The sequence below is a fragment of the Paraconexibacter sp. AEG42_29 genome (assembly GCF_040581415.1).
In the GTDB taxonomy this organism is placed as follows: Bacteria; Actinomycetota; Thermoleophilia; order Solirubrobacterales; family Solirubrobacteraceae; genus Paraconexibacter.
Window position 1 is genome coordinate 3,774,702 of sequence record NZ_CP114014.1, and the last position, 20,671, is coordinate 3,795,372.

Genomic DNA, 20,671 nt, shown 5'->3' on the forward strand with positions numbered 1-20,671 from the left:
GTGCCCGTTCTCGACAAACGTCGCCGCAACGACCCGCGCCGCGAGGCCACCGAACGGGCGCTGCTGGACGCCGCTCTCGCACTGCTCGACGAGGGCGTCGCTTTCGCGGACCTGAACGTCAAGCGCATCACCGAACGCGCCGGCCGCACGCGTCCGGCGTTCTACGCGCACTTCGAAGACCGACGCGAGCTGCTGTTCGCGCTCCTCGAGCAGGCGGGCGGGCAGGCGCTCAACGCGCTCGGCCCGTTCATCGCCGGCGCAGGTCGCGCGACCGAACCGGAGGTCGTCACCTCCACCCGGGCGCTGCTGGACTCCTTTGCCCAGAACGCGACGCTCGTGCGGGCGGTGACCGAGGCGGCCGGCTACGACGACGCCGTGGCCGCCTACTGGGCCTCGATCGTCGACCAGATCATCGGAGGTGCCGAGCAGCGACTGCAGGCCGAAGGCCTCACCGTTCACGATGCGCACGCGACCGCCACCGCCCTGGTCTGGATGACCGAGCGCCTCTGCTACCAGCAGACCGTCCGCCGCGCCACGGACCTGACGGACGATGCTGCCGTGGCCGCCATCAGCCGCGTCTGGTGGAGCACGCTGTGCATGGCACGTACGCAGGCCCCGTAGACCAGGCCACCGACCCGCCCGAGGCAGCCGATCCCCTGCCGGAGACAGGCATCGCGGAGATCACGCGGAAGGCGGCTGTCGCCGGCGCGGTGATCCCGGCGTCACGCAAGCTCCGGCGGCGGCCCCGTGATCGCGCAGCCGTAGGGTGCCAGGCGCCGGGCGAACTCCTCGGGGGAGGGCATCACCGGGTCGGCCGGCGGCTGGTCGCCGGCGACGCCCATCTCGACGAAGAACTCCTCGAAGCCCGCGGGGGAGAACGTGACCAGCATGCGCGCGCGCTCGGACTGCACCAGGTAGGCGTGCTCGTCCCCGCGCGGGATGAAGGCGTAGTCCCCGGCCTGCAGCTCGGTGCGCTCGCCGCCGGCGAACACGCTGACCTCGCCGTCCAGGACGAGGAACGTCTCGTCCTCGGTGTGGTGGATGTGCATCGGCGGCGCGGCGCCGCGCGGGTCGTCGACCTCGATCTGGGCGAAGCGGCCCGCGGTCTCGACGCCTGAGGCCTTGACCCAGACGCGTCCGGTCTTCCACCACACCGACTGGAGGCCCTCGTCGGCGGTCAGGTGGTAGGGCTTTGATGTTGCGGCGATGGTTGACATGGCGGCGACGTTAGGAGCGCACCGGCGCGGTGTCTCCTACGAGTCCCTTAGCGTTCCTTCCAAGATCCTTATTTCGCGTGCGCGGAGCGCATCGGGCCACTCGTGGGCACCTCGAGCAGCTCGAGGGGCCGCGTGACGAGCAGCGCGAAGTGCCCGCGGCCGGTCCGCTCGATCTGCACGCCGTGGCCCCCCGCGGCCAGCCGCTTGCGCAGCACGAGCAGCCGCGCCTCGAGGTTGTCGTTGCCAGGCGGCAGGCCGAGGGCTTCGTCGAGGCGCAGCTCGCGGTTGGTGAACGCGGTGCGACCGTCGGCCGCGTGCGCGCCCAGGAGCTTCCAGAGGATGCGGCCCGCCACGCCCTTGATGACGTAGCCATCGCCGGCGAAGACGCTGTCGTCGGCCTGGTAGTAGGTGATGCGCAGCGTCGTGCCCGTCGGTGCGGGCAGCGCCGGCGGACCATCGGCCTCACGTGCGGGCTCATCCGCGGCGAGTCCGCTCAGCGCCGCGGCGACGTACCCGCCCAGCAACCGCAGCACGCGCTCGTTGTGCGGGCCGAACGTCCCGATCGCGGCACTCTCCAGATAGAGCACGCCGGTCAGCCCGCCCTGGACCACGAGCGGCACCGCGGCGACACTCCCCGCCGCGTCCAACGCGGGCAGCGGGATACCCGGCCCGCTGTCGCAACCGCCGCTCATCGCGTGCTGCATGACCCGCCCGCGCGCGACGTTGGACACGCACACCACTTGACGACGATCAGCGGCCATGCCGATGACGCCCGCGGAAAGCGGCACCTCGGCGCCCGCTGCCGGCGACGGATAGCCGTTCCCCGCGACGGCGAACAGGTGCCCGTCGCCCTCGTCGCCGACGAGCAGGATCGACTGCGTGAACCCGAACAGATCGTCCAGCGACCGCAGCGCGGTCCGTGTTGCCTCGGCGTAGTCACCGCATTGCGAGAGGCGTCGCGTGAACTCGTCCAACCGGCCGAGCACGTCACGCTCGACCGGCGCCTGGGGCGCAGTCGCCACCACGCCGACGGGCGCGCAGCGCAGCACCTGGTGCACGTCGACTCCGCGTAGGCGGAAGACGCCGCTCATGTCCCCGCCCGCGGCGCTCGCCTCGATGGCCGCGGCCATCGTGTCGAAGGTCGCGCCCTCGGTCTCGGTGTGCAGGTAGCGCAGATCCAGCGCGAACTCGGCGAGCGTGCCGGGATCCACCACCCGGACCTGCCCGAACGGGTTGACGTCGAGGTTGACGCGGGTCTTGTTGAAGAACTGCCGCGACAGGCCCACGCGCCCCGCGTCGACGTAGTGGACCAGCGACAGGAAGGAGATGTTCGGCGTCCCGTCCGCGGCGCAGGTGGCGAACGACGAGGGGACCACGCCGCGGAAGCACGCCATGATCGACTCCAGCGTGACCGGCTCGCTCACAGCGGGAGGCCCGCCTTCGGCCCGGGAGTCTGCTCGTAACGCTCGGCGATCGACATGCGCACAGCGAGCAGCACCGGCTCGCGCATGCGCCCCGCCGCGACCGGCGGGACGCCGACCTGCGCGACCTGCCGCACGAACGCCGCCAGATGCTCGTCCGCGCGGATGACCTGCGCAGACGTCGGCTCACCCACGTCGACGACCGGCCCCTTGAGCTGCACCGTGCGGTAGGTGGTCGGCACGCTGAACGTCGCGGCGATCACGCCGCCCCGCTCGAGGTTCACTCGTGTGCGTGACCCCGGCGCGGCTGCGACGCACAACTCGAGCGACTCCCCGTCGTCCGCGAGCTGCGGTCCCCACCCCCGCGAGATCTCCGGGTGCAGCTGATCGTCGGCGGTCGCGACGATGATGGCCAGCCCGTCGTCGAGGAAGGCCCGTAGATCCACGCCGCCGAGGTTACCGGCAGCGCCGAACACCGCCGGCCACAGATCGCGGCGGGCGGACACCCATGCCGTCCTCGAGAACGGGCTCGTGCTCGGCCTCCGTGATTCCGCGCAGTCGCGCAAGCCGACCACCTGGACCCGGACGGGCCCTGCCACGGGTCACGCCAACAGGAACCAGCCGATCAGCCCGGCGCACGAGCAGGCGAGGATCGCCTCGACCGTGCGGCGCAGACCGGCCGGCGCGGCGCGGAGGTCCATGAAGTGGATGGCGACCAGCCAGGTCTTGGCGAACGCGAACGCGAGGATCGCGGCGCCGGCGACGCGGCGGTCCAGGCCGCTGTCGGCGTTCGTCCACCAGGAGACGGCGGTGATCGCGACAAGCGTGGCCCAGACGACCTGGACCGAGCGGGGGACGAGGGAGGTCATGGTCAGTGGACGAAGTAGACGATCGGGAACAGGAGCAGCCAGAGCAGGTCGACGAGGTGCCAGAAGATGGCGGCGCTCTGGACGAGGCCTTGGTCGTGCGGGCCGTGGGCCCCGGCCCGTGCGATGCGCCGCGCGAAGAGCAGGGCGGTGAGGCCGACGAGGACATGCAGCAGGTGCAGGCCGGTGAAGACGTAGTACTGCGCGAAGAAGTCGTTCGTGTCGGGGACGACGCCGTCGCGGGCTTTCAGCGTCCACTCGACGGCCTTCAGCGCGACGAACACCAGACCGCAGCCCATCGCCGCCGCGAACGCGCGCCCGGCGTCGACAGTGCGCCCGAGGCGGGTCGCGTTGACGGCGGCCACGACGGCAAGCGAGCTGGTGAGCAGGATCACCGTGTTGGCAAAGCCGAACCCGGCGGTCAGCTTCGCCTGGGACGCGGCCCACAGGGCGGGCTGCTCGGCGCGGTAGTTCAGGAACATGCCGAACAGGACGGCGAAGACGACGAGGTCGGCGATGACGACCAGCCAGATTCCCGGCTCCCCCGGCACCTGGCCGCTGCCGGGCCGGTCCGCGTCGGTGGCCGGCGGCGGGGCGGTCTGCGGCCGGCTCATCGCGCCGGTACCTCGGTCGCCGCCGCGGCGGCGGCGCGGGACTCCTCGCCGATCGCCCGCAGCAGGAGCCACGTCATGACCGGGTACCAGGCGCCGAACACCGCGGCCGGGATCCAGAAGCCGAGCAGGCCGGCCCAGGCGAACGGGCCGCTCTGGAAGAACACGATCATGCTCGCCGGGGTCAGCAGGACGGCGACCCAGAGGTTGAAGTACGCCGACCAGCGCGGGAAGACGGGACGCGGGCTGCGGTCGGCGAGCGTGGCGATCGACAGCGCGAGCAGCTGGCCGATGATCGGCGGCCACGGCAGGATCAGCATCAGGTACGAGAGCTCGTTGACGAGCTGGGTCAGCTCCGGGGTGCGCTCGGGCCGGTAGGACGCGCCGAGGAACAGCAGCATCGGGATCATCAGCACGACCGTCACCAGCAGCCCCGAGGCGAACTGCAGCATCGCCAGCATCGGAACCCGCCGCTCCTCCGCGCGCCTCATCTGCATGCTGATCGCGAAGAAGAACGGGACGGTGAGGAAGACGCCGATCATGCCGAGGATCAGACCGAACCGGCGCAGGTCGGCGTGCTCGCTGTAGAGCTCGGCGATCCGCTCCGGGCTGCCGTCCGGCGGCAGCATCGGGATGAACCCGCCGATCAGCCCCCAGCCGCCGAAGAGCAGCACCACGAAACCGACGCCGCACCACGCGCAGGTGACCTGGATGCGGCGCGAGATGTCGACATCGCGCAGGTGGGCCGCGCGCCCCGTCTCACCCTCCACGGTCGCGACTGTACACCTTCGACGACACGTTCTGACACCAGGTTCAGTACTGGCTGGACGTTCACCGTCAGTCGCAGGCGATGGCGCTCAGAGGGGCAGGCGAGCGATGCGATGCGCCTCCTCGGCCGGCACGCCGAACATCGTCAGCATCGCCTCGGCGTGCAGGACGTCGGCGTCGGCCGGGGCGCGGCCATCGAGGATCAGGCGCATGAGCGTCAGCGCCGAGCCGGTGAGCACGATCAGCGCCATCTCGAGGTTCGGGATGGTGAACCGCCCGCTCGCCACGCCGACCTCGAGCGCCCGGAGCGCGAACGGGCCGACCGAGTCCTCGAAGATGTTCTCGTGCGCGAGGTTGACGAACAGCCGCGCGTCGTCGACGTCGTCGTAGGCCAGCCGGATGAAGCGACGGTCGGCGGCGCTCGCCGCCACGGCCGCGTCCCCTGACTCATCCGCGCCGGCGACGATCTGGGCAGCGAGGTCGCGGATCGTCTCGCGGACCACGGCGTCGACCAGGTCCTCCTTCGAGGCGAAGTGGTTGTAGAACGAGCCCCGGCCGACGTCGGCGGTGTCCGTGATGTCGGCGATCCGCAGCCCGGCGACCCCCTTGGCGGAGATCAGCTCGCGAGCGGCCACGATGAGGCGACGCCGGGTCTGCTCGCGGCGCCTGAGCTGGCGATCGACGGTGGGCACCTCGGTCATCTGCTCTGCACCGTACGCCACGCGGTGACGGATCGCACGGTGGTGGTCCTGACACACGGCACCGTCCTCTCGGGCCAAAGTTGAACTTTCGTTCAGAACTGTGTTCTACTGTCACGTATGGCTACCGTCCAGACCCCGCCACCGACCGATCCCAACGCGCCGCTGGCCCAGCGCGAGGTCGACGTCCTCATCATCGGCGCGGGTCACAACGGCCTCACGGCCGGCTGCTACATGGCCCGCGAGGGCCTGAAGGTGCTGATCGTCGAGGCCGGCGACGCGGTCGGCGGGATGACCGCGACGAACGCGACGCTCGCCGCCGCTCCGGAGCACCGCTTCAACGAGGGCGCGATTCAACTCACGGGCGTCTTCCGCCTCTCCCAGATCGCGCAGGAGCTCGAGCTACCCCGCTTCGGCCTGCGCGAGGTCCCCGTCGAGCCTGCGCACCTGCAGCTGGCACCGGACGGCACGTCGCTCGGGATCTGGAAGGACCGCACCCGGACGATGCGCGAGCTCGAGCGCTTCTCCCGCAAGGACGCGCGCGCGTGGGGCGAGATCTCCGAGACGCTCGACGCGATCATGCCGCCGATCCTCACGTACATGCGCAGCCACCCCACGCGGGCGCTCTCGCTCGAGCTCGTCAAGGACCTCGCCGGCACTGCCCGCCGTCCCGGCAAGCTGCAGCCGCTGCTGCACTTCATGACCGCCTCCCACACCGAGATCCTCGACGAGCTGTTCGAGACCGAGCTGCCCAAGGGCGCCCTCGCCGCGATGGCCGCCTTCCAGCGCATGGAGGCCGACATGACCGCCGCCGTCGCGCTCATCTACCTCGGCGTCGTGCAGCGTGTCAGCAACGCCATGCCCGTCGGCGGCACCGGCGAACTGCCCAAGGCACTCGCGCGCTGCTTCGAGAGCCACGGCGGCCTGATCCGCACCAGCGCCCGCGTGGAGCGGATCGTCGTCGAGGGCAACCGGGCGACCGGCGTCCTGCTCGACACCGGCGAGCGGATCCGCGCCTCGCAAGGCGTGATGAGCGCCTGCAACGCCCGCCACGCCCTCGTCGACCTGCTCCCCGACGGCGCCCTGCCCGAGCCGATGGCCGTGCGCGCCGCCGACATCCCCATCACCAAGACGCAGGCCACCTCGCTGAAGATCAACGTCGCGCTCAAGGGCAAGCTCAGCCTGCCGCGGATCTCCGAGCTGCGCGACGACGACCTGGACCCCGCCGCCGCACTGGTCGCCTGGCACACCCTCGCCGAGCAGTCGCAGGCGTGGGACGACGTCTGCCGCGGCGACTGGCCCGACCCCGTCCCGGTCTCCTGCTGCATCTCCCCCACCCACGTGGACCAGACGATGGCCCCCGAAGGGCAGGACACCTTCTGGCTGTGGTCCGGCGTCATCCCCGTCCACCCCCGTATCCCGTGGGAGGACATGCGCGACGAGATCGGCGACCGCGTGCTGAAGGACTGCGCGCAGTACTACGACGGCATCGAGTCGCTGGAGATCGCCCGCGACGTCCTCGGCGGCCCCGACCTCGAAGCGCGCTTCAACGCCCCCGCCGGCAACGTCTACCACGTCGACCCGCTCCCCACGCGCTTCGGCCCGCTCAAGCCCGCCCTTGGCTTCGGCGGCTACAAGACCCCGGTCGACGGCCTCTACCTGTCCGGCGCGAGCACCCACCCGACCGGCGGCGTGTGCTCCCTCCCCGGCAAGCTCGCAGCGCAGACGCTGATGCGCGACCGCGTCTCCCGCGTCGGCCGGCTCAAGCGCCGGGTGGTCGGGTGAGCTGACGAGCAGGTCCCGACGGTGCACGGCGGCGACCCCGGGTGAACCAGGCCTTGCCCTCCGCGGGCCGCGCGTGGAAGGCCGGCTGAGGGTGTGCGACAGTCGGTCGGGATGGAAGGCGTCGACCTGTCCCTGACCGCAGTGGCCGCTGAGCGTGGCGAGGACATCCGCGCGCTGATCGAGGCGATCGACGTCGTGGCGTTCGGCGACCGCGCGCTCGAGCGGATCATGCACGAGGTCTTCCCGTCGCGTGTCGACGATGCGGCGTTCCGGGCCACCGTCCGCCCCAGCGTCCACGACAACCTGCAGGCCATCCTGGGCGTCCTGGCGGGGCGCGCGCCGATCGGCGCGGCCGAGCCGCTGGGGGCGTTCGCGCTCGCCGAGATGATGGCGCGGCTCGGCGACCCGCGGACGATGCTCGAGCGCGGCTACCGCATCGGGCACTGGGTGATCTGGGAGGAGTGGTTCGTGCTGGCGGAGGAGTGGTCCCGGGAACACGAGGTCCCGCTGCGGGACCTCGTGTTCATCCCCGGCCGCATGCTCACCGCGTACATCGACGCGATGGTCCCCCGGGTCCTGGCCAGGTACGAGGCCACCCGCCGCGAGATGGACCGCACCCGTGACCACGTCCGGTCGACGATGGTCCGCAGGATCCTCGACGGCTCGGTCGACCAGGTGACGCCGGACATCGAGCAGGCCCTGCACTACGACGTCGCGCTCCGCCACCGTGCACTGGTGCTCACGGCGGCGAGCACCACCGTGGTCCACGACGTCGCGAACGCCCTCCGCGAGGCGAGCGGCGCACGGCACGCGCTGCTGCATCAGGTGAGCGTGTCCACGTGGTGCATCTGGATCGGATGCGAGGAGCCCGAGCACCCCCGGACCATCGGGCGGATGCGGCGCGTGCTCGGGCAGCTCGACCTGGCCGGAGCACTGGGCGACGCCGGGGACGGCCTGGTCGGGTTCCGCCGCTCGTACGAGCAGGCCCGCCACGCGCTCCGCGTACGCGAGGCCACGCAGGACCACACCGCTGCCATCGTGTGGTATTCGGACGTCCGCCTCGAGGCGCTCCTGCTCGCCGACGAGTCGCTCGCCCGCGAGTTCGTCCTGGCCGAGCTCGGGAGCTTCGCCGGCACCGGCGAGCGACCGGCCCGGCTCCGCGAGACGATCGAGGCCTGGCTGCAGACGGGTAGCCACGTCGGCGCGGCCGCCGTCCTGGCGGTGCACGAGCAGACCGTGCGCAATCGCCTGCGCGCCGTCGAGGACGAGATCGGCAGCACGATGCTGTCACGCCGGACGGAGCTCGCGATCGCGCTCCGGCTGCACCGCGTGCTGAACGACCCGCTCGGCTGACCCGGCTGCACCCCCCGGCCGGGGCACCGCCTGTCGGGATCCGCGCAGCGACTTCACGGGTTGCGATATGGGGATGGCCGGCCCGGTCGGGGAGGGTCTTCCCACTGCCCCGAAAGCGGACGCGACGGAGACCTCAGTGCCGACCGAACAACGCCAGATCGTGCTCGACCGTCTGCCTGAATCGGCGCTCGAGCCAAGCCATTTCACCCACCGCCACGGCCCGGTGCCCACCCCCGGACCGGGAGAGGCCCTGGTGCGCACCGTGCTCCTGTCCGTCGACCCCGCGAACCGCGCGTGGATGAACGGACCCACCTACCGCCCGCAGCTCGTGGCCGGCGACGTGATGGCCGCCTACGCGCTGGCCGAGGTCGTCGACCCGGGCAAGAGCGCGCTCGCGCCCGGGTCGGTCGTCTTCTGCGACACCGGCTGGCAGGAGTACGCGGCGATCCCGGCCGCCACTGCGATGCCCGTCCCCATCCAGACGGCGCTGACGCACCACCTCAGCACCCTCGGGCTGACCGGCATGACCGCCTATTTCGGCCTGCTCGAGATCGGCGCGCCGGCCCCGGGTGAGACGGTCGTCGTGTCCGCCGCCGCCGGGGCCACCGGCAACGTCGTCGGGCAGATCGCCCGCATCAAGGGTGCCCGCGTCGTCGGGATCTCGAGCTCGGACGCGAAACGGCGCATGCTCGAGGACGAGCTCGGGTTCGACGCCACGGTCAGCCACCGCTCGCCGACGTTCAAGGAGGACCTCGCGGCCGCCTGTCCCGACGGGATCGACGTGTACTTCGACAACGTCGGCGGCGACATCCTCAACTTCTGCATGCGCCTGCTGAACGAGCGCGGCCGCGTCGTGTGCTGCGGCGGCCTGTCCAGCTACGACCAGCCGGCGCCCCCCGTGGACGCGGCCATGGTCCCGCTGAAGATCGTCACCCACCGCCTGCGCATGGAGGGCTTCATCGTCCTCGACTACATGTCCGAGTGGCCGGCGGCCGGCGCGGAGATGGCCGCGTGGATCGACTCCGGCGAGCTCCGGGTCCTCGAGGACGTGATCGACGGCCTCGAACAGGCCCCGACCGCCCTCATCGGGCTGCTGGCCGGCGAGAACCTCGGCAAGCGGATGGTCCGCGTCGGACCCGACCCCGTCCCGGTCTGACGGACCCAGCCCGGACCCAGGCTCACAGGGCGGACCGTGGCGTCCGCCGAATCGCACCACCCCACCCCAAGGAGAGCACCATGGACAGCGTCAGCATCAAGCAGATGGTCCACGCGAACATCTGCGTCAGGGACCTCGACCGGACGATCCCGTTCTACGAGATGCTCGGGTTCGAGGTCTTCTCGGACATGCGGTTCGTCGAGGGGTCGCGCACCTGGCCCGGCCTCGGGCTCCCCGAGGGCCGCGAGTTCCGCGCCGTCTTCATGAAGATCCCCGGCGAGAACCCGGTGCCGTTCCTGGACATCATCGAGTTCCGGGACCCACAGCCGGCGGGCGAGCCCTACGCGACGCTGCACAACATCGGGATCTGCCGGCTGTGCTTCGAGGTCGCCGACATCGATGCGACCGCGGCCGTGCTGAAGGCCAACGGCGTCGAGCTCGTCTCCGAGCCCGCGCACTACGAGACGGCGTTGAACGAGCCGGCCGACGGCGTCGAGGCGCGGTTCCTGTGCTTCAAGGACCCGGACGGGACCTTCCTCGAGTACGCGCAGTTCGCCGGGCAGGCGACCGACGTCCTGGGCTAGGAGCCGGTTCCGCCGCGCGCGCCGGGCAAGGCCGCAGCCGTAGGGAGGGCGTTGTCGACGAGGACGGCCGCGATGGCGGCGGCGGTGGCGAAGCTCTCGGTGCTGAACACGCGACCGCGCGCCGACGCGCCGTCGAGGAGCAGCGCGAGCTGCTCGCCGAGCTGCTCGGGGTGCGCGGCGCCGGCCTCGCGGGCGGTGTCGGCGAACCGCGTGGCGAACGCCGTCTTGTAGTCGCGGGACAGGGCCCGCGCCGGATGGTCCGGGTCCTGGATCTCGACGGCGGCCGCGATGAACGGGCAGAGCGGCGCGTTGATCTCGAAGGCGGCAAGAAGCCGTTCGCGGGGCGTGAGGTCGGCGCAGTCGAACACGCCGGGCAGGATGTCCGGATCGAACCGGCGCAGGTGCTCGGCGATCACCTCGTCCTTGCTGGCGAAGTGCTGGTACAGCGTGCGCTTGGACACCCCGGCGACCGAGCAGAGCTGGTCGATGCCGGTGGAGTTGATGCCCTGCTCGCGGAACAGCTGCCGCGCTGCGATCAGGATGCGCTCCCTGGCGCCCCTGCCGCGGCGCAGGCCCAGCGGCCCCTTCTCCGGCTCGGTCATGCGACCAGCTTAGCCCAGCCGGGTACCGATCGGTGTACGTAAATGCTACGGTTTGGAAACAGATCGGTGTACTTAGTATCCCCCATCGAAGGAGAACCGACATGAACATCACCACCATCGGCCGCGGCAGCATCGGCGGCACCCTGGCACGCCTCTGGACCGCAGCCGGCCATCAGGTGACGACGCTGGGCCGCGAGGGCGGCGACGCGTCGAGCGCCGACGTCGTCCTGCTGGCCGTCCGCCACGCCGACATCCCCGCAGCGCTGGCCGGCGTGACCGGCTTGGAGGGCAAGACCGTCATCGAGGCCAGCAACCGGCTCGACGGCGAGGCACCGCACGAGGGTCACGCCTCGAACGCCGAATACGTCAAGGCGGTCCTGGGCGGCCCGACGGCCAAGGCGTTCAACCTCAACTTCGGCAAGCTGCTCGAGGGCGCTGCCGAGGCACCGAGCCGGCCGGACAACATCTGGGTCGGCGACGACGCCACGCGGGCGGTCGTCGAGCAGCTCACGCACGACGCCGGCCTGCAGCCCCGCCACGGCGGGCCACTCGACCGCGCCGGCACCCAGGAGGCGTTCGCCGCGATGTACATGGCGATCGTCAAGGACGCCGACGCCGGGCTGCTCTACTACCGCTTCGCCCCGCCACAAGGGATCTGAGCGACTCGGCACGGCACCAGGACCGACAGGGTCCGCCGGTAAACTCCACGAGCCGATGCCCTCCGTCACCCGCAAGACCGGCGCTGATCGCGGCGCCCGCCGCGAGGAGGCGCAGGCGCGGCTGCTGGCGGTGGTCGAGCGGCTGCTGGGGACCGGCGAGTCCTACACCGAGATCACGATCGACCGGCTGATCACGGAGGCCGAGGTGCCGCGGTCGACGTTCTACCTGTTCTTCGCGGACAAGGCGCATCTGCTCACGTCGCTGACGGGCGAGCTGACGGTCGAGTACCTGGACGCCTGCCAGGACTGGTGGCACCTGGCACCGGGTGCGGGCCGCGACGACCTGCGGGCCGCGCTGCGGAAGATGTACGACGCCTACTACCCGCACCGGCTGCTCATGCAGGCGGTCATCGAGACGGCGTCCTACGACACGAACGTCGGCGCCGCGTACGCCGAGAGCTTCGACCTGCACGTCCGCGAGATCACCGAGCACATCCGGCGCGGGCAGGCCGAGGGCAACGTGCACGGGCACCTGGACCCCGAGCGCATGGCGCTCTGGCTGACCTGCATGATCGAGCGCGGGCTGTACCAGTTCGCTGCGGCTGCGGAGCCCGGCGAGCGCGACGGCTACCTCGAGTCGTCCACCGACATCGTGTGGAACGTCCTCTACGCGGGCGCCCGGTGAGCGCTGCGGCCGACGCCGGCCGGGCACCCCACCCGAAGGCATCGGCGAAGAAGCAGCGCCAGGTCCAGGAGCGGCTCCTGGACGCGGTCGACCAGCTGCTGATCGACGGGGCCAGCTACACGGAGCTCAGCGTCGGGCGCATCACCAAGCAGGCCGGGATGGCACGGTCCACGTTCTACGTGTACTTCACCGACAAGGGCGAGCTGCTGCGCGCGACGTTCGCGGACATCGCCGCGGAGATCGAGGACGCGGCCGTCGCCTGGTTCGCCTTCGGTGCCGGCCAGGACCGCGACGCCCTGCGGCGCGCGCTGGACCCGGTCATCCGGACCTACAACCCGCACACGACGCTGATGGGCGCCGCCTACGCCGCCGCGGCCTACGACCCGCTGATCCGCGCTGAGGTCGAGCGCATCACGGCGCGGTCGATCGCGGGCCTGCGCCGGCACATCCGCCGCGGCCAGGCCGAGGGCTTCGTGCGGGCCGACGTCCTTCCCGGCGAGACCGCCACCTGGCTCATCTGGATGACCGAGCGCTGCCAGCACACGATCCTCGACCGCGCCGAGCCGGACGAGCTCGACGCGATGATCGACTCCTACACGGACCTCGTGTGGGAGGCGCTCTACGCGCGCGTCTGAACGCTCGCCGCCGGCGCGGCGGGCTCGGCGATGCCGAGCGACGCACAGCCGCGCTCGAGCTCGCGCAGGCCGAACGCGTCCACCGGCCCGAGGGCACCGACGCCCTCCAGGCCGCCGGCGACGATGCGGTCGGCCGACCAGGCGATCGTCGCCGCGGTCGCGTCGTAGACGTTGGGTCCCTGAACCACCACCTGCTCGAGGAACCGGCCGGCGCGGTCGGACGCGATCGCGACCACGTGCGTCGCCGAGCGCGAGCGGGACTCGGCGTCCGGTCCGCCGGTCGAGCCCTTGACGAGCTTGCCGGCGAGCGCGCGCACCGCGCGCGCGAGTGACGGGACGGCGGCGACGCGGCCCACCTGGGCAACGAGCGGCGTGACCGCACCGAGCCCGCCCTGGTGGACGTCGATGTCGACCACGTGCGGGAAGCGGGCGGGCAGCGTGAGGACCTCGGACGACCCGAGGGTCAGGCCCGGACGGCGCTGCCCCTGGACGTCGTAGCGGCGGATCCGCGCGCCGCAGCGTTCCTCGACCACCCGCCCGCCGGCGAACGTGAAGCCGGGTTCGGTGAGGACGCCGGCAGCCGAGGCCTGCGTCCCGCCGCTGAGCGCGGTCTGCGTGTCGCCGAGGAAGAAGTAGCCGACGTCGAGGCGCTCGGCGGCCTCCCCCGCGCGCTCGAGCGCGAGGGCGCCGGCGAGGTTCCCGGGGACGAAGTCGTAGCCGAACGCCGGCAGGAGCGCACAGCCCTTCGCGGCCGCAGCGGCCCCCGGCGCGCGGAAGACATGGCGGACGAACGGTGCCTCGCCGGTGGTGTCGACGTAGTGGGCCCCGGCGTCGAGCGCCGCCGTCAGCGCCGCGTGGCCGAGCGTCAGGAACGGGCCGACGGTGGTGATGAGCACGTCGCCCGGCGACAGCAGCCGGGCGATCGTCCGTGGGTCGTCGAGCGTGACGACCGCGGTCCCGGCGACGCGGCCGCCGCCGAGCGTGGCGGCCAGCGCGTCGAGGGCGGACGCCGAGCGGCCGGCCAGCAGCGGCGCGAGACCGCGGCCGACGAGCTGCTCGGCGATCAGGCGGCCGGTGTAGCCGGTGGCGCCGAGGAGGACGATGCGGGTCATGACGGGCGGTTCCCTCGGGTGGTCCTACATCGGTGCGGCCGTGAGGCCACCGTCGACGACGTAGCTGTTGCGGCGACGACGACGACGGACTGTCCGGTGAAGTCGTCCACGCCGCTCACAGCCCCAGCGCGCGGCCGACGATCTCGCGCATGATCTCGTTGGTGCCGCCGTAGATCCGCTGCACCCGCGAGTCGCGCCAGCGGCGGGCGATCTCGTACTCCTCCATGTAGCCGTAGCCGCCGTGCAGCTGCAGGCAGCGGTCGAGGGTCTCCCACTCGAGCTCGGTCGTCCAGAACTTCGCGCCCGCGGCATCGGCGGCCGACAGCTCGCCGGCGCAGTGCGCCTCCAGGCAGCGGTCGATGTAGGCCCGCGCGATCTGCGCCTTCGTGTGGAGCTCGGCGATCGCGAAGCGGTTGGCCTGGAACGAGCCGATCGGCTTGCCGAACGCGTGACGCTCGAGCGAGTACTCCAGAGCGATCTCGACGACGCGCTCGGCGCTGGCGACCGCGGCGATCGCCATCGACAGGCGCTCCTGCGCGAGGTTCGCGGTCAGGTAGCGCATCGCACTGCCGACCTCCCCCAGGACGTTCTCGTCGGGGACGTGCACGCTCTCGAAGAACAGCTCGGCCGTGTCCTGGGCGCGGCGGCCGATCTTGTCGAGCTTGCGCCCGCGCTCGAACCCGTCCATCCCCTCCTCGACGACGAACAGGCCGAAGCCGCCGCCGTCGTCCGCGGGGATCTTGGCGACGACGACCACGAGCTGCGCCTGGATGCCGCTCGTCACGAACGTCTTGGAGCCGGACACCGACCAGCCGCCCGCGACGCGGCGCGCGGTCGACTGGATGCCGCGCAGGTCCGAGCCGGTGCCGGGCTCGCTCATGGCGACGGCGATCGCGGTGTCGCCGGTCGTGATGCCGGGCAGCCAGCGGGCGTGCTGCTCCGCGGTGCCGTACTCGAGGAAGTACGGCAGGACCATGTCGTTGGTGAGCGCGATGCCGTCGCCGACCACGCCGAGGCGGACGCCCTCCTCGTCGAGGATCGCGTTGAAGCGGAAGTCCTTCAGGCCCGCGCCGCCGAACTCCTCGGGGACCTCGAAGCCGACGAGCCCCTGCGCCGCCGCCTGCTTCCAGTACGCGCGGTCGACCATGCCGGCGGCCTCCCACTTCACGGTGTGCGGGAGCGCCTCCTTGGTGAAGAACGCGCGGACGGACTCGCGGAAGGCGTCGTGCTCGGGCTCGAAGAGGGTACGCCTGAGGCCCGGGGCGGTGGTGCTCATGCTGGTGTTCCTTGGTTCAGGGTGGTCGGCGTGCGGTCCGGCAGCGCAGCGGGGGTGGTCGGCCCGCAGGCCGACAGGAGCGCGGCGGCGAAGGCGTCTGGAAGCTCGTGCATCGGGTAGTGCGCGCAGTCCAGCGTGACGACCTGCGAGCCGGTCACGCCCGCGGCCCAGCGGACGCCCTTCAGTGAGACGGACGGGTCGGTCGCGCCGGCGATGTGGGTGACGGGGACGCGCAGGAGCGGCAGCTCGGCGCTCAGGTCGGTGAGCAGCAGCGTGCGCAGGCAGGCGGCCGCGGCGTGGGTCGGCGTCCGGAGGGAGATGTCCAGCAACCGGTCGAGGAGCGCGGCGGGCGGGGGCGCGGCGAAGCAGTTCGCGAGCGCGTCGCGGCGGGCGGCGGGCCGGAGGGGGCCGTCGCCCTCGGCGGCGAGCAGGTGCGGGAGGACGGCGTCCGCGGGCGGGCCGAACGGGTAGCCGGCTGTCCGCGCGGCCGCGGCACCGCTGGCGGCGACGAGGACGAGACGCCCGATCCGCTCTGGTGCGTCGAGTGCGGCGCGGGCCGCGACGAGGCCACCGATCGACCAGCCGACGAGGGCGACGTCGTCCAGGTCAAGCGCGTCGAGGACCGCGGTCACGTCCGCCGCCAGCCGGCCCGCGTCGTACCCGCCGGCCGGCTTGTCCGAGTGGCCGTGGCCGCGCAGGTCGAGGGCGACCACGCGATGCCCGGCGGCCGCGAGGGTGTCCGGCGTCCCGCCCCAGGCCGCGCCGCTCAGCGACCAGCCGTGGACCAGGACCACCGGCGGGCCGTCGCGGGGACCGTGGTCCGCGACGTGGAGCCGGACGCCGTCCGCGGCGACCGCGATCAGCCGGCTCACCGCGTCAGGCCGCCGTGCAGTCGAAGACGACCTTGCCGAACGTCCGGTTCGACACCATCCGCTCGACGCCCGCGTGTGCCTCGCCGAGCGCGAACGTCGCGTCGATCGTGGGCGCGATGCCGGTCGTCACGCAGAGGCGGATGAGCCGCTCGAGCTCGACCCGCGTGCCCATCGTCGCGCCGACGATCGACACCTGCGGCAGGAACACGCGCGTGAGGTCGGCGGGCGGGTTCGGCCCGGTCGTCGCGCCGGACACGACGACCTTGCCGCCGGGCCGGACGGCGCGCAGCGAGTGTCCCCACGTCGCCTCGCCGACGGTCTCCATGACGGCGTCGACCCGCTCGGGCAGGCGGGTCTCGCGGCTGAACGCGGCGTGGGCGCCGAGCTCGTCGACCGCGCGGGCGCGCTTGCCCGCGTCCTCGCTCGCGACCCAGACCCGCAGCCCCGACGCGCGGCCGATCGCGATCAGCGCGGTCGCCACACCGCCGCCGGCGCCCTGCACGAGCACGGTCGACCCCGGCGTCAGCCCGGCACCGGAGAACAGCATCCGGTAGGCGGTGAGCCAGGCGGTCCCGAGCGATCCGGCGGCCTCCCACGAGAGCTCGGCGGGCTTCGGGATCAGGTTCCGGCGCGGGACGACGACCTGGCCGGCGAACGTGCCGTCGATCCCGCTGGACAGCATCATCCCCTGCGGGTCGAGCGTCTCGTCCCCGCCGCCGCGGCCGGCGTCGGCGATCAGCGGGTAGAGGATGACCTCGTTGCCGTCCTGGTCGACGCCGGCGCCGTCCGACCCCAGGACCAGGGGCAGCCAGGAGCGGTCCAGCGCGCCGCGCAGCGACCACACGTCGTGGTGGTTCAGGGCTGCGGTGCGGACGTCCACCGTCGCCCAGCCCTCGGGGGCGACGGGCGCGTCCTTCTCGCGCAGGTCGATCGCGGCGACGGGGTCCTTGGGGTTCGGCTCGGTGACCGAGAGGGTCAGCATGGCGGTGTCAGCTCCTGGCGCTGGCGGTGGTGCGGTCGTCCGCGGTGGTGGCGGCCGCGCGGTGCTCGACGTGGAAGTCGGCGAGGTCCGGCCGGCGGGTGCGGCGCCAGTAGTCGCCGTAGGACCACGGGCTGTTCGTGACGATCCGCCCGCGGCTGTTGCGGTAGTAGGTCGTCATCCCCGGGTGCGTCCAGATCGTGTCCTCGAGCGCGGCGTCGAGCTCGGTGTTGTAGGCGTCGTGCGCCGCCTGGCGGACCTCGACCGTCGCGATGTCGTCGGCGACCATCGTGGCCAGCAGCTCCATCACGTAGCGGACCTGGAACTCGCTGGTGAGGATGATCGTCCCGCCGTGGCCGGTGTTCGTGTTGGGGCCGTAGAGGCAGAAGAAGTTCGGCAGATCGGGGATCGTGATGCCCAGGTGCGCGCGGGCGTCGTCCTCCCCCCAGGTGTCGCGCAGGAGCGTCCCGGAGCGGCCGCGGATGTCCATCGGCCCGAGGATCTTCAGCGACTGGAAGCCGGTGGCGAGGACGATCACGTCGGCCTCGATGGTCTCCCCCGCCGCGGTGTGGACGGCGCCGGCGGACACCGACGTCACCGCGTCGGTCACGAGGTCGACGTCATCGCGGCGCAGCGTCCGGTACCAGCCGTTGTCCACCAGCGGCCGCTTGCCGTACGGCGGGTAGGTCGGCAGGCTCTTCGCGAGCAGGTCCGGCCGGTCCTTCAGCTCGGTCTCGATGTGGTGGGTGAGGTAGCGGCGCAGCGTCTCGCTGGCGGCGTTGATCGAGCGGTCCGGGTGCTTCCAGCCGCGGTCGATCTGCGTCAGCGCGTGCGGCCGGTCGCCGAAACGCCAGAAGACGCGCAGGCGGTACCAGCCGGCGTAGCCCGGGACGTGCTCCATCAGGGTGCGCGTGGCGGGGGTGGTCGCGCGGTGGTAGTTCGGGTGCGGGACGGCCCACTGCGGCGAGCGCTGGAAGACCGTCACCCGGGCGGCGTCGTCGACGATCGCCGGGACGAGCTGCATCGCGCTCGCGCCCGTGCCGATGACGGCGACGCGCTTGCCGGCCAGATCGACGTCCGGGTCCCACACGGCGGTGTGGACGACCGGGCCGCCGAACGCGTCGAGGCCGTCGATGCGCGGCGTCGCCGGGCGGTTCAGGAGGCCGACCGCGCTGATGAGGACGTCGGCCGTAAGCGCCTCGGTGCGGCCCTCGCCGGCGTCGACCGCCAGCCGCCAGCAGGCCGCCTCGGCGTCCCACTCCGCCGCCGTGACCTCGCAGCCGAAGCGGGTGCGCGCGGCGACGCCGGAGTCGGCCGCGAGCTGCTCCCAGTACGCGTGGAGCTCGTCGCGCTGGACGAAGTAGCGCGACCAGTCGGGCCGCTGCGCGAACGAGAACGAGTAGAGGCTGCTCGGGGTGTCGACCCCGCAGCCGGGGTAGGTGTTCTCGTACCACGTGCCGCCGATGCCGTGGTTCTTCTCGAGCACCGTGTAGGCGATGCCGGCCTGCTCGAGCTTGATCGCCTGACAGAGGCCGGAGAGCCCGGCACCGATGATGACCACGTGCAGGTCGCGGCCGGCAGGGACGGGCGGGACGTCGGCGTCGCGCGGCGTCTGGCCGAGCTCCTCGGCGAGCAGCTCGCCGTAGCTCGCGGGGACGGCCTCGGCGACGGACGCTCTAAGCAGCTCCGCGATGCGCGCGGGGGCGAGGGCGGGCGCCGGGGTGGTGAGCCCGCGCGCGAGCAGCACGTCGAGTGCCGCGGCCCGGACCTCCTGCTGCACCGCGGGATCGAGGCCGCCGGTGTCGTGGTCGTCGAGGCCGACCGCGCGGGTGGGCGCGTACGGCTCGCGGAGCCAGCGGTCGTCCCCTGTCAGGTGGGCGAGGACCGTCAGCAGCGTCGGGAGGTTCGCTTCGCGCAGCGCGGCACGGAGCTCGCCGCGGGAGGGCACGGGCGTGGGGACGGCGGGCACGAGGCCCGCCGCCGGCGGCGACGACGGCGGTGTCATGGCCTGCTCCTAGACGCCGGCGCGCACGAGGTGGGGCGCCTTCTTGACGTTGCCCTTGTTCGCGCTGACGTCCTGCTGGAGCTTGTCGACGCCCGCGAGCTCGGTGCCCTTCTCGGCGTCCTGCGGCAGCGCGATCGCGGCGTTGAACTGGGAGATCGTCTTCATCGTGATCTTGCGATCGCTCTCCAGCGTGGCGCGCGGGCGCGTCACACGCTCCTTGGCCGCCATGAACGGGCGGACCGTCGGCAGCACGAAGCGCCAGTTGGTCATCTCGACCCCGAGGCCGTCCACGAACTCCGGGAGCCACGAGGCGATCAGGCCGTACGCGAGCTTGCGGCGGCGCTCGGTCGTCATGAACGCGGCGACCGGTGCGGGCAGGATCTCGACGTCGCCCGGGGGCTTCTCCGTGCTGAAGTCGATGATCGAGTGGACGACGTCGCGGCAGTCGTCGTCCGCAGGCTGCTCGATCAGGCGGTGGAGCTTGCCCTTCATCCGGGCGTCGTCAACCCCCGTGTGGAGGATCGTCGGCTCGACGCCGATGACCCAGCCGATGTAGCGGGTCAGCGCGAAGATGTCCTCCTCCTCGCGGTCGCTGATCTTGATCCCAGCCATCCGCAGGGAGTCGACGAAGCACGCGCCGAACTGCCCCGCCTGCGTGTTCATCTGGTCCAGGCTGTTGATCGGGACGCCCCAGGCAGGCCAGTCCCAGTGCTCGGAGTGGCTGAGGACGTGGCGCACGGCGGCGTGGATCATCCGCACGCGGGCGGTCAGGCAGAAGCCCTCGCCGTCGCGGACCATCGCGCCGGGGGTGTGGGCGGCGACGACCCAGCGGAAGCTCTCGACCATCCGCGGGCCGGCCTCCTTCGGGTCGTTGAGCCGGCCGCTGAAGAGGACCGGGCGGGTCGAGGAGTACATCGAGAAGCCGGCGCCGATGACCGCATAGGAGATGGCCATCGGGGCGAACGCGCCGCCGCGCCAGTAGGCGATCGCGCCGCGCTCGAGCTGGTCGTAGTCGACCCAGTCCGGAACGTCGTCGAGCGCGTCGAAGAGCGCGACGAGCGAGTCCGCGGGGTCGTCGAGCGCGTCGATCCCGTGCTCGAGCGCCCGCTCGAACATCCCCCAGTTCGAGGCGATCTCCGGGTTCTTGTAGTCGAGGTACGCCTGGTAGGCGAGGTCCTCGCCGCGCAGAGCGTGGTCGGTGAGGTGGTGGACGAAGTCCGTCCCGAACCGCCGCAGGGCCTCCTCGCGGTTGTTGATCCGCCCGAGGTCGATGCCGGCCGGCAGACCCTCCGGGACGTCCAGCGCCGGCGGTACGCGCAGCCGCGTCTCGATCGTGGGAGTGCTCATGGCCGCCGACGCTAACCCGGTCGCCCCGCGCTTGTCAAAC

At 72.1% G+C, this 20,671-nt stretch carries 22 protein-coding genes; 8 read left to right on the top strand and 14 right to left on the bottom strand.

Annotation, left to right across the window (positions count from 1 at the left end):
- On the top strand, positions 1-621 hold the full coding sequence (locus DSM112329_RS18345; protein ID WP_354698001.1) for a TetR/AcrR family transcriptional regulator: 621 nt from the start codon (positions 1-3) through the stop codon (positions 619-621).
- A 101-nt stretch (positions 622-722) separates the two neighbouring features.
- On the opposite strand, the gene DSM112329_RS18350 is transcribed toward DSM112329_RS18345, so the two are convergent.
- The 7 genes from DSM112329_RS18350 to DSM112329_RS18380 form a co-directional block, all read right to left on the bottom strand.
- Positions 723-1,217 carry a quercetin 2,3-dioxygenase gene (locus tag DSM112329_RS18350; RefSeq protein ID WP_354698002.1) on the bottom strand — a complete coding sequence of 165 codons (495 nt, stop codon included), beginning with the start codon at positions 1,215-1,217 and terminating at the stop codon, positions 723-725.
- 68 nt (positions 1,218-1,285) lie between these two features.
- Complete coding sequence (locus DSM112329_RS18355; protein ID WP_354698003.1) at positions 1,286-2,641, bottom strand: GAF domain-containing protein; 1,356 nt, start codon at positions 2,639-2,641, stop codon at positions 1,286-1,288.
- Positions 2,638-3,144, bottom strand: coding sequence for a pyridoxamine 5'-phosphate oxidase family protein (locus DSM112329_RS18360; RefSeq protein ID WP_354698004.1), 507 nt, complete (start codon positions 3,142-3,144; stop codon positions 2,638-2,640). The genes DSM112329_RS18355 and DSM112329_RS18360 overlap by 4 nt, the downstream gene beginning before the upstream one ends.
- 96 nt (positions 3,145-3,240) lie before the next feature.
- Positions 3,241-3,507: a cytochrome C oxidase subunit IV family protein gene (locus DSM112329_RS18365; RefSeq protein WP_354698005.1), complete on the bottom strand. Its 267-nt coding sequence runs from the start codon at positions 3,505-3,507 to the stop codon at positions 3,241-3,243.
- Positions 3,508-3,509: 2 nt separating this feature from the next.
- Positions 3,510-4,118, bottom strand: a complete 609-nt coding sequence (locus DSM112329_RS18370; protein ID WP_354698006.1) for a cytochrome c oxidase subunit 3 — start codon at positions 4,116-4,118, stop codon at positions 3,510-3,512.
- The gene (locus DSM112329_RS18375) at positions 4,115-4,885 is read right to left on the bottom strand and encodes a hypothetical protein (RefSeq protein ID WP_354698007.1); all 771 of its coding nucleotides are present in this window, start codon (positions 4,883-4,885) and stop codon (positions 4,115-4,117) included. Before DSM112329_RS18375 ends, DSM112329_RS18370 begins: the two co-directional genes overlap by 4 nt.
- Before the next feature lie 87 nt (positions 4,886-4,972).
- Positions 4,973-5,584, bottom strand: a complete 612-nt coding sequence (locus DSM112329_RS18380) for a helix-turn-helix domain-containing protein (protein ID WP_354698008.1) — start codon at positions 5,582-5,584, stop codon at positions 4,973-4,975.
- A 117-nt stretch (positions 5,585-5,701) separates the two neighbouring features.
- On the opposite strand from DSM112329_RS18380, the gene DSM112329_RS18385 reads away from it, so the two are divergent.
- The 4 genes from DSM112329_RS18385 to DSM112329_RS18400 all read left to right on the top strand — a co-directional run bounded on the left by DSM112329_RS18385 (position 5,702) and on the right by DSM112329_RS18400 (position 10,459).
- Positions 5,702-7,366, top strand: coding sequence for an NAD(P)/FAD-dependent oxidoreductase (locus DSM112329_RS18385; protein ID WP_354698009.1), 1,665 nt, complete (start codon positions 5,702-5,704; stop codon positions 7,364-7,366).
- Positions 7,367-7,477: 111 nt separating this feature from the next.
- Positions 7,478-8,719 carry a helix-turn-helix domain-containing protein gene (locus DSM112329_RS18390; protein ID WP_354698010.1) on the top strand — a complete coding sequence of 414 codons (1,242 nt, stop codon included), beginning with the start codon at positions 7,478-7,480 and terminating at the stop codon, positions 8,717-8,719.
- Between the two features lie 160 nt (positions 8,720-8,879).
- Positions 8,880-9,875: an NADP-dependent oxidoreductase gene (locus DSM112329_RS18395; protein WP_354702496.1), complete on the top strand. Its 996-nt coding sequence runs from the start codon at positions 8,880-8,882 to the stop codon at positions 9,873-9,875.
- Positions 9,876-9,955: 80 nt separating this feature from the next.
- Positions 9,956-10,459: a VOC family protein gene (locus DSM112329_RS18400; protein WP_354698011.1), complete on the top strand. Its 504-nt coding sequence runs from the start codon at positions 9,956-9,958 to the stop codon at positions 10,457-10,459.
- On the opposite strand, the gene DSM112329_RS18405 is transcribed toward DSM112329_RS18400, so the two are convergent.
- Entirely contained in the window at positions 10,456-11,061 is a 606-nt protein-coding gene (locus tag DSM112329_RS18405) for a TetR/AcrR family transcriptional regulator (RefSeq protein ID WP_354698012.1), read from the bottom strand. The genes DSM112329_RS18400 and DSM112329_RS18405 overlap by 4 nt on opposite strands.
- Positions 11,062-11,162: 101 nt before the next feature.
- Here DSM112329_RS18405 and DSM112329_RS18410 point away from each other — a divergent pair, with 101 nt between their 5' ends.
- Genes DSM112329_RS18410 through DSM112329_RS18420 form a run of 3 tightly spaced genes read left to right on the top strand, consistent with a single transcriptional unit; the run spans position 11,163 to position 13,040 of the window.
- Positions 11,163-11,720, top strand: coding sequence for a dinucleotide-binding protein (locus DSM112329_RS18410; protein WP_354698013.1), 558 nt, complete (start codon positions 11,163-11,165; stop codon positions 11,718-11,720).
- A gap of 55 nt (positions 11,721-11,775) precedes the next feature.
- The gene (locus DSM112329_RS18415) at positions 11,776-12,405 is read left to right on the top strand and encodes a TetR/AcrR family transcriptional regulator (protein ID WP_354698014.1); all 630 of its coding nucleotides are present in this window, start codon (positions 11,776-11,778) and stop codon (positions 12,403-12,405) included.
- Entirely contained in the window at positions 12,402-13,040 is a 639-nt protein-coding gene (locus tag DSM112329_RS18420) for a TetR/AcrR family transcriptional regulator (RefSeq protein ID WP_354698015.1), read from the top strand. The genes DSM112329_RS18415 and DSM112329_RS18420 overlap by 4 nt, the downstream gene beginning before the upstream one ends.
- On the opposite strand, the gene DSM112329_RS18425 is transcribed toward DSM112329_RS18420, so the two are convergent.
- The 6 genes from DSM112329_RS18425 to DSM112329_RS18450 form a co-directional block, all read right to left on the bottom strand.
- Positions 13,025-14,152: a saccharopine dehydrogenase NADP-binding domain-containing protein gene (locus DSM112329_RS18425; protein ID WP_354698016.1), complete on the bottom strand. Its 1,128-nt coding sequence runs from the start codon at positions 14,150-14,152 to the stop codon at positions 13,025-13,027. The genes DSM112329_RS18420 and DSM112329_RS18425 overlap by 16 nt on opposite strands.
- Positions 14,153-14,267: 115 nt before the next feature.
- Complete coding sequence (locus DSM112329_RS18430; RefSeq protein WP_354698017.1) at positions 14,268-15,428, bottom strand: acyl-CoA dehydrogenase family protein; 1,161 nt, start codon at positions 15,426-15,428, stop codon at positions 14,268-14,270.
- Positions 15,425-16,300, bottom strand: coding sequence for an alpha/beta hydrolase (locus DSM112329_RS18435; protein WP_354698018.1), 876 nt, complete (start codon positions 16,298-16,300; stop codon positions 15,425-15,427). The genes DSM112329_RS18430 and DSM112329_RS18435 overlap by 4 nt, the downstream gene beginning before the upstream one ends.
- 4 nt (positions 16,301-16,304) lie before the next feature.
- Positions 16,305-17,282 (bottom strand): zinc-binding dehydrogenase, encoded by a 978-nt coding sequence (locus tag DSM112329_RS18440; protein ID WP_354698019.1) that lies wholly within the window; start codon positions 17,280-17,282, stop codon positions 16,305-16,307.
- Between the two features lie 7 nt (positions 17,283-17,289).
- Positions 17,290-19,284 carry an NAD(P)/FAD-dependent oxidoreductase gene (locus tag DSM112329_RS18445; protein WP_354698020.1) on the bottom strand — a complete coding sequence of 665 codons (1,995 nt, stop codon included), beginning with the start codon at positions 19,282-19,284 and terminating at the stop codon, positions 17,290-17,292.
- Positions 19,285-19,293: 9 nt separating this feature from the next.
- A complete protein-coding gene (locus DSM112329_RS18450; protein WP_354698021.1) occupies positions 19,294-20,631 on the bottom strand; it encodes an oxygenase MpaB family protein in 1,338 nt (445 codons plus the stop codon).
- Between the last annotated feature and the right edge of the window lie 40 nt (positions 20,632-20,671).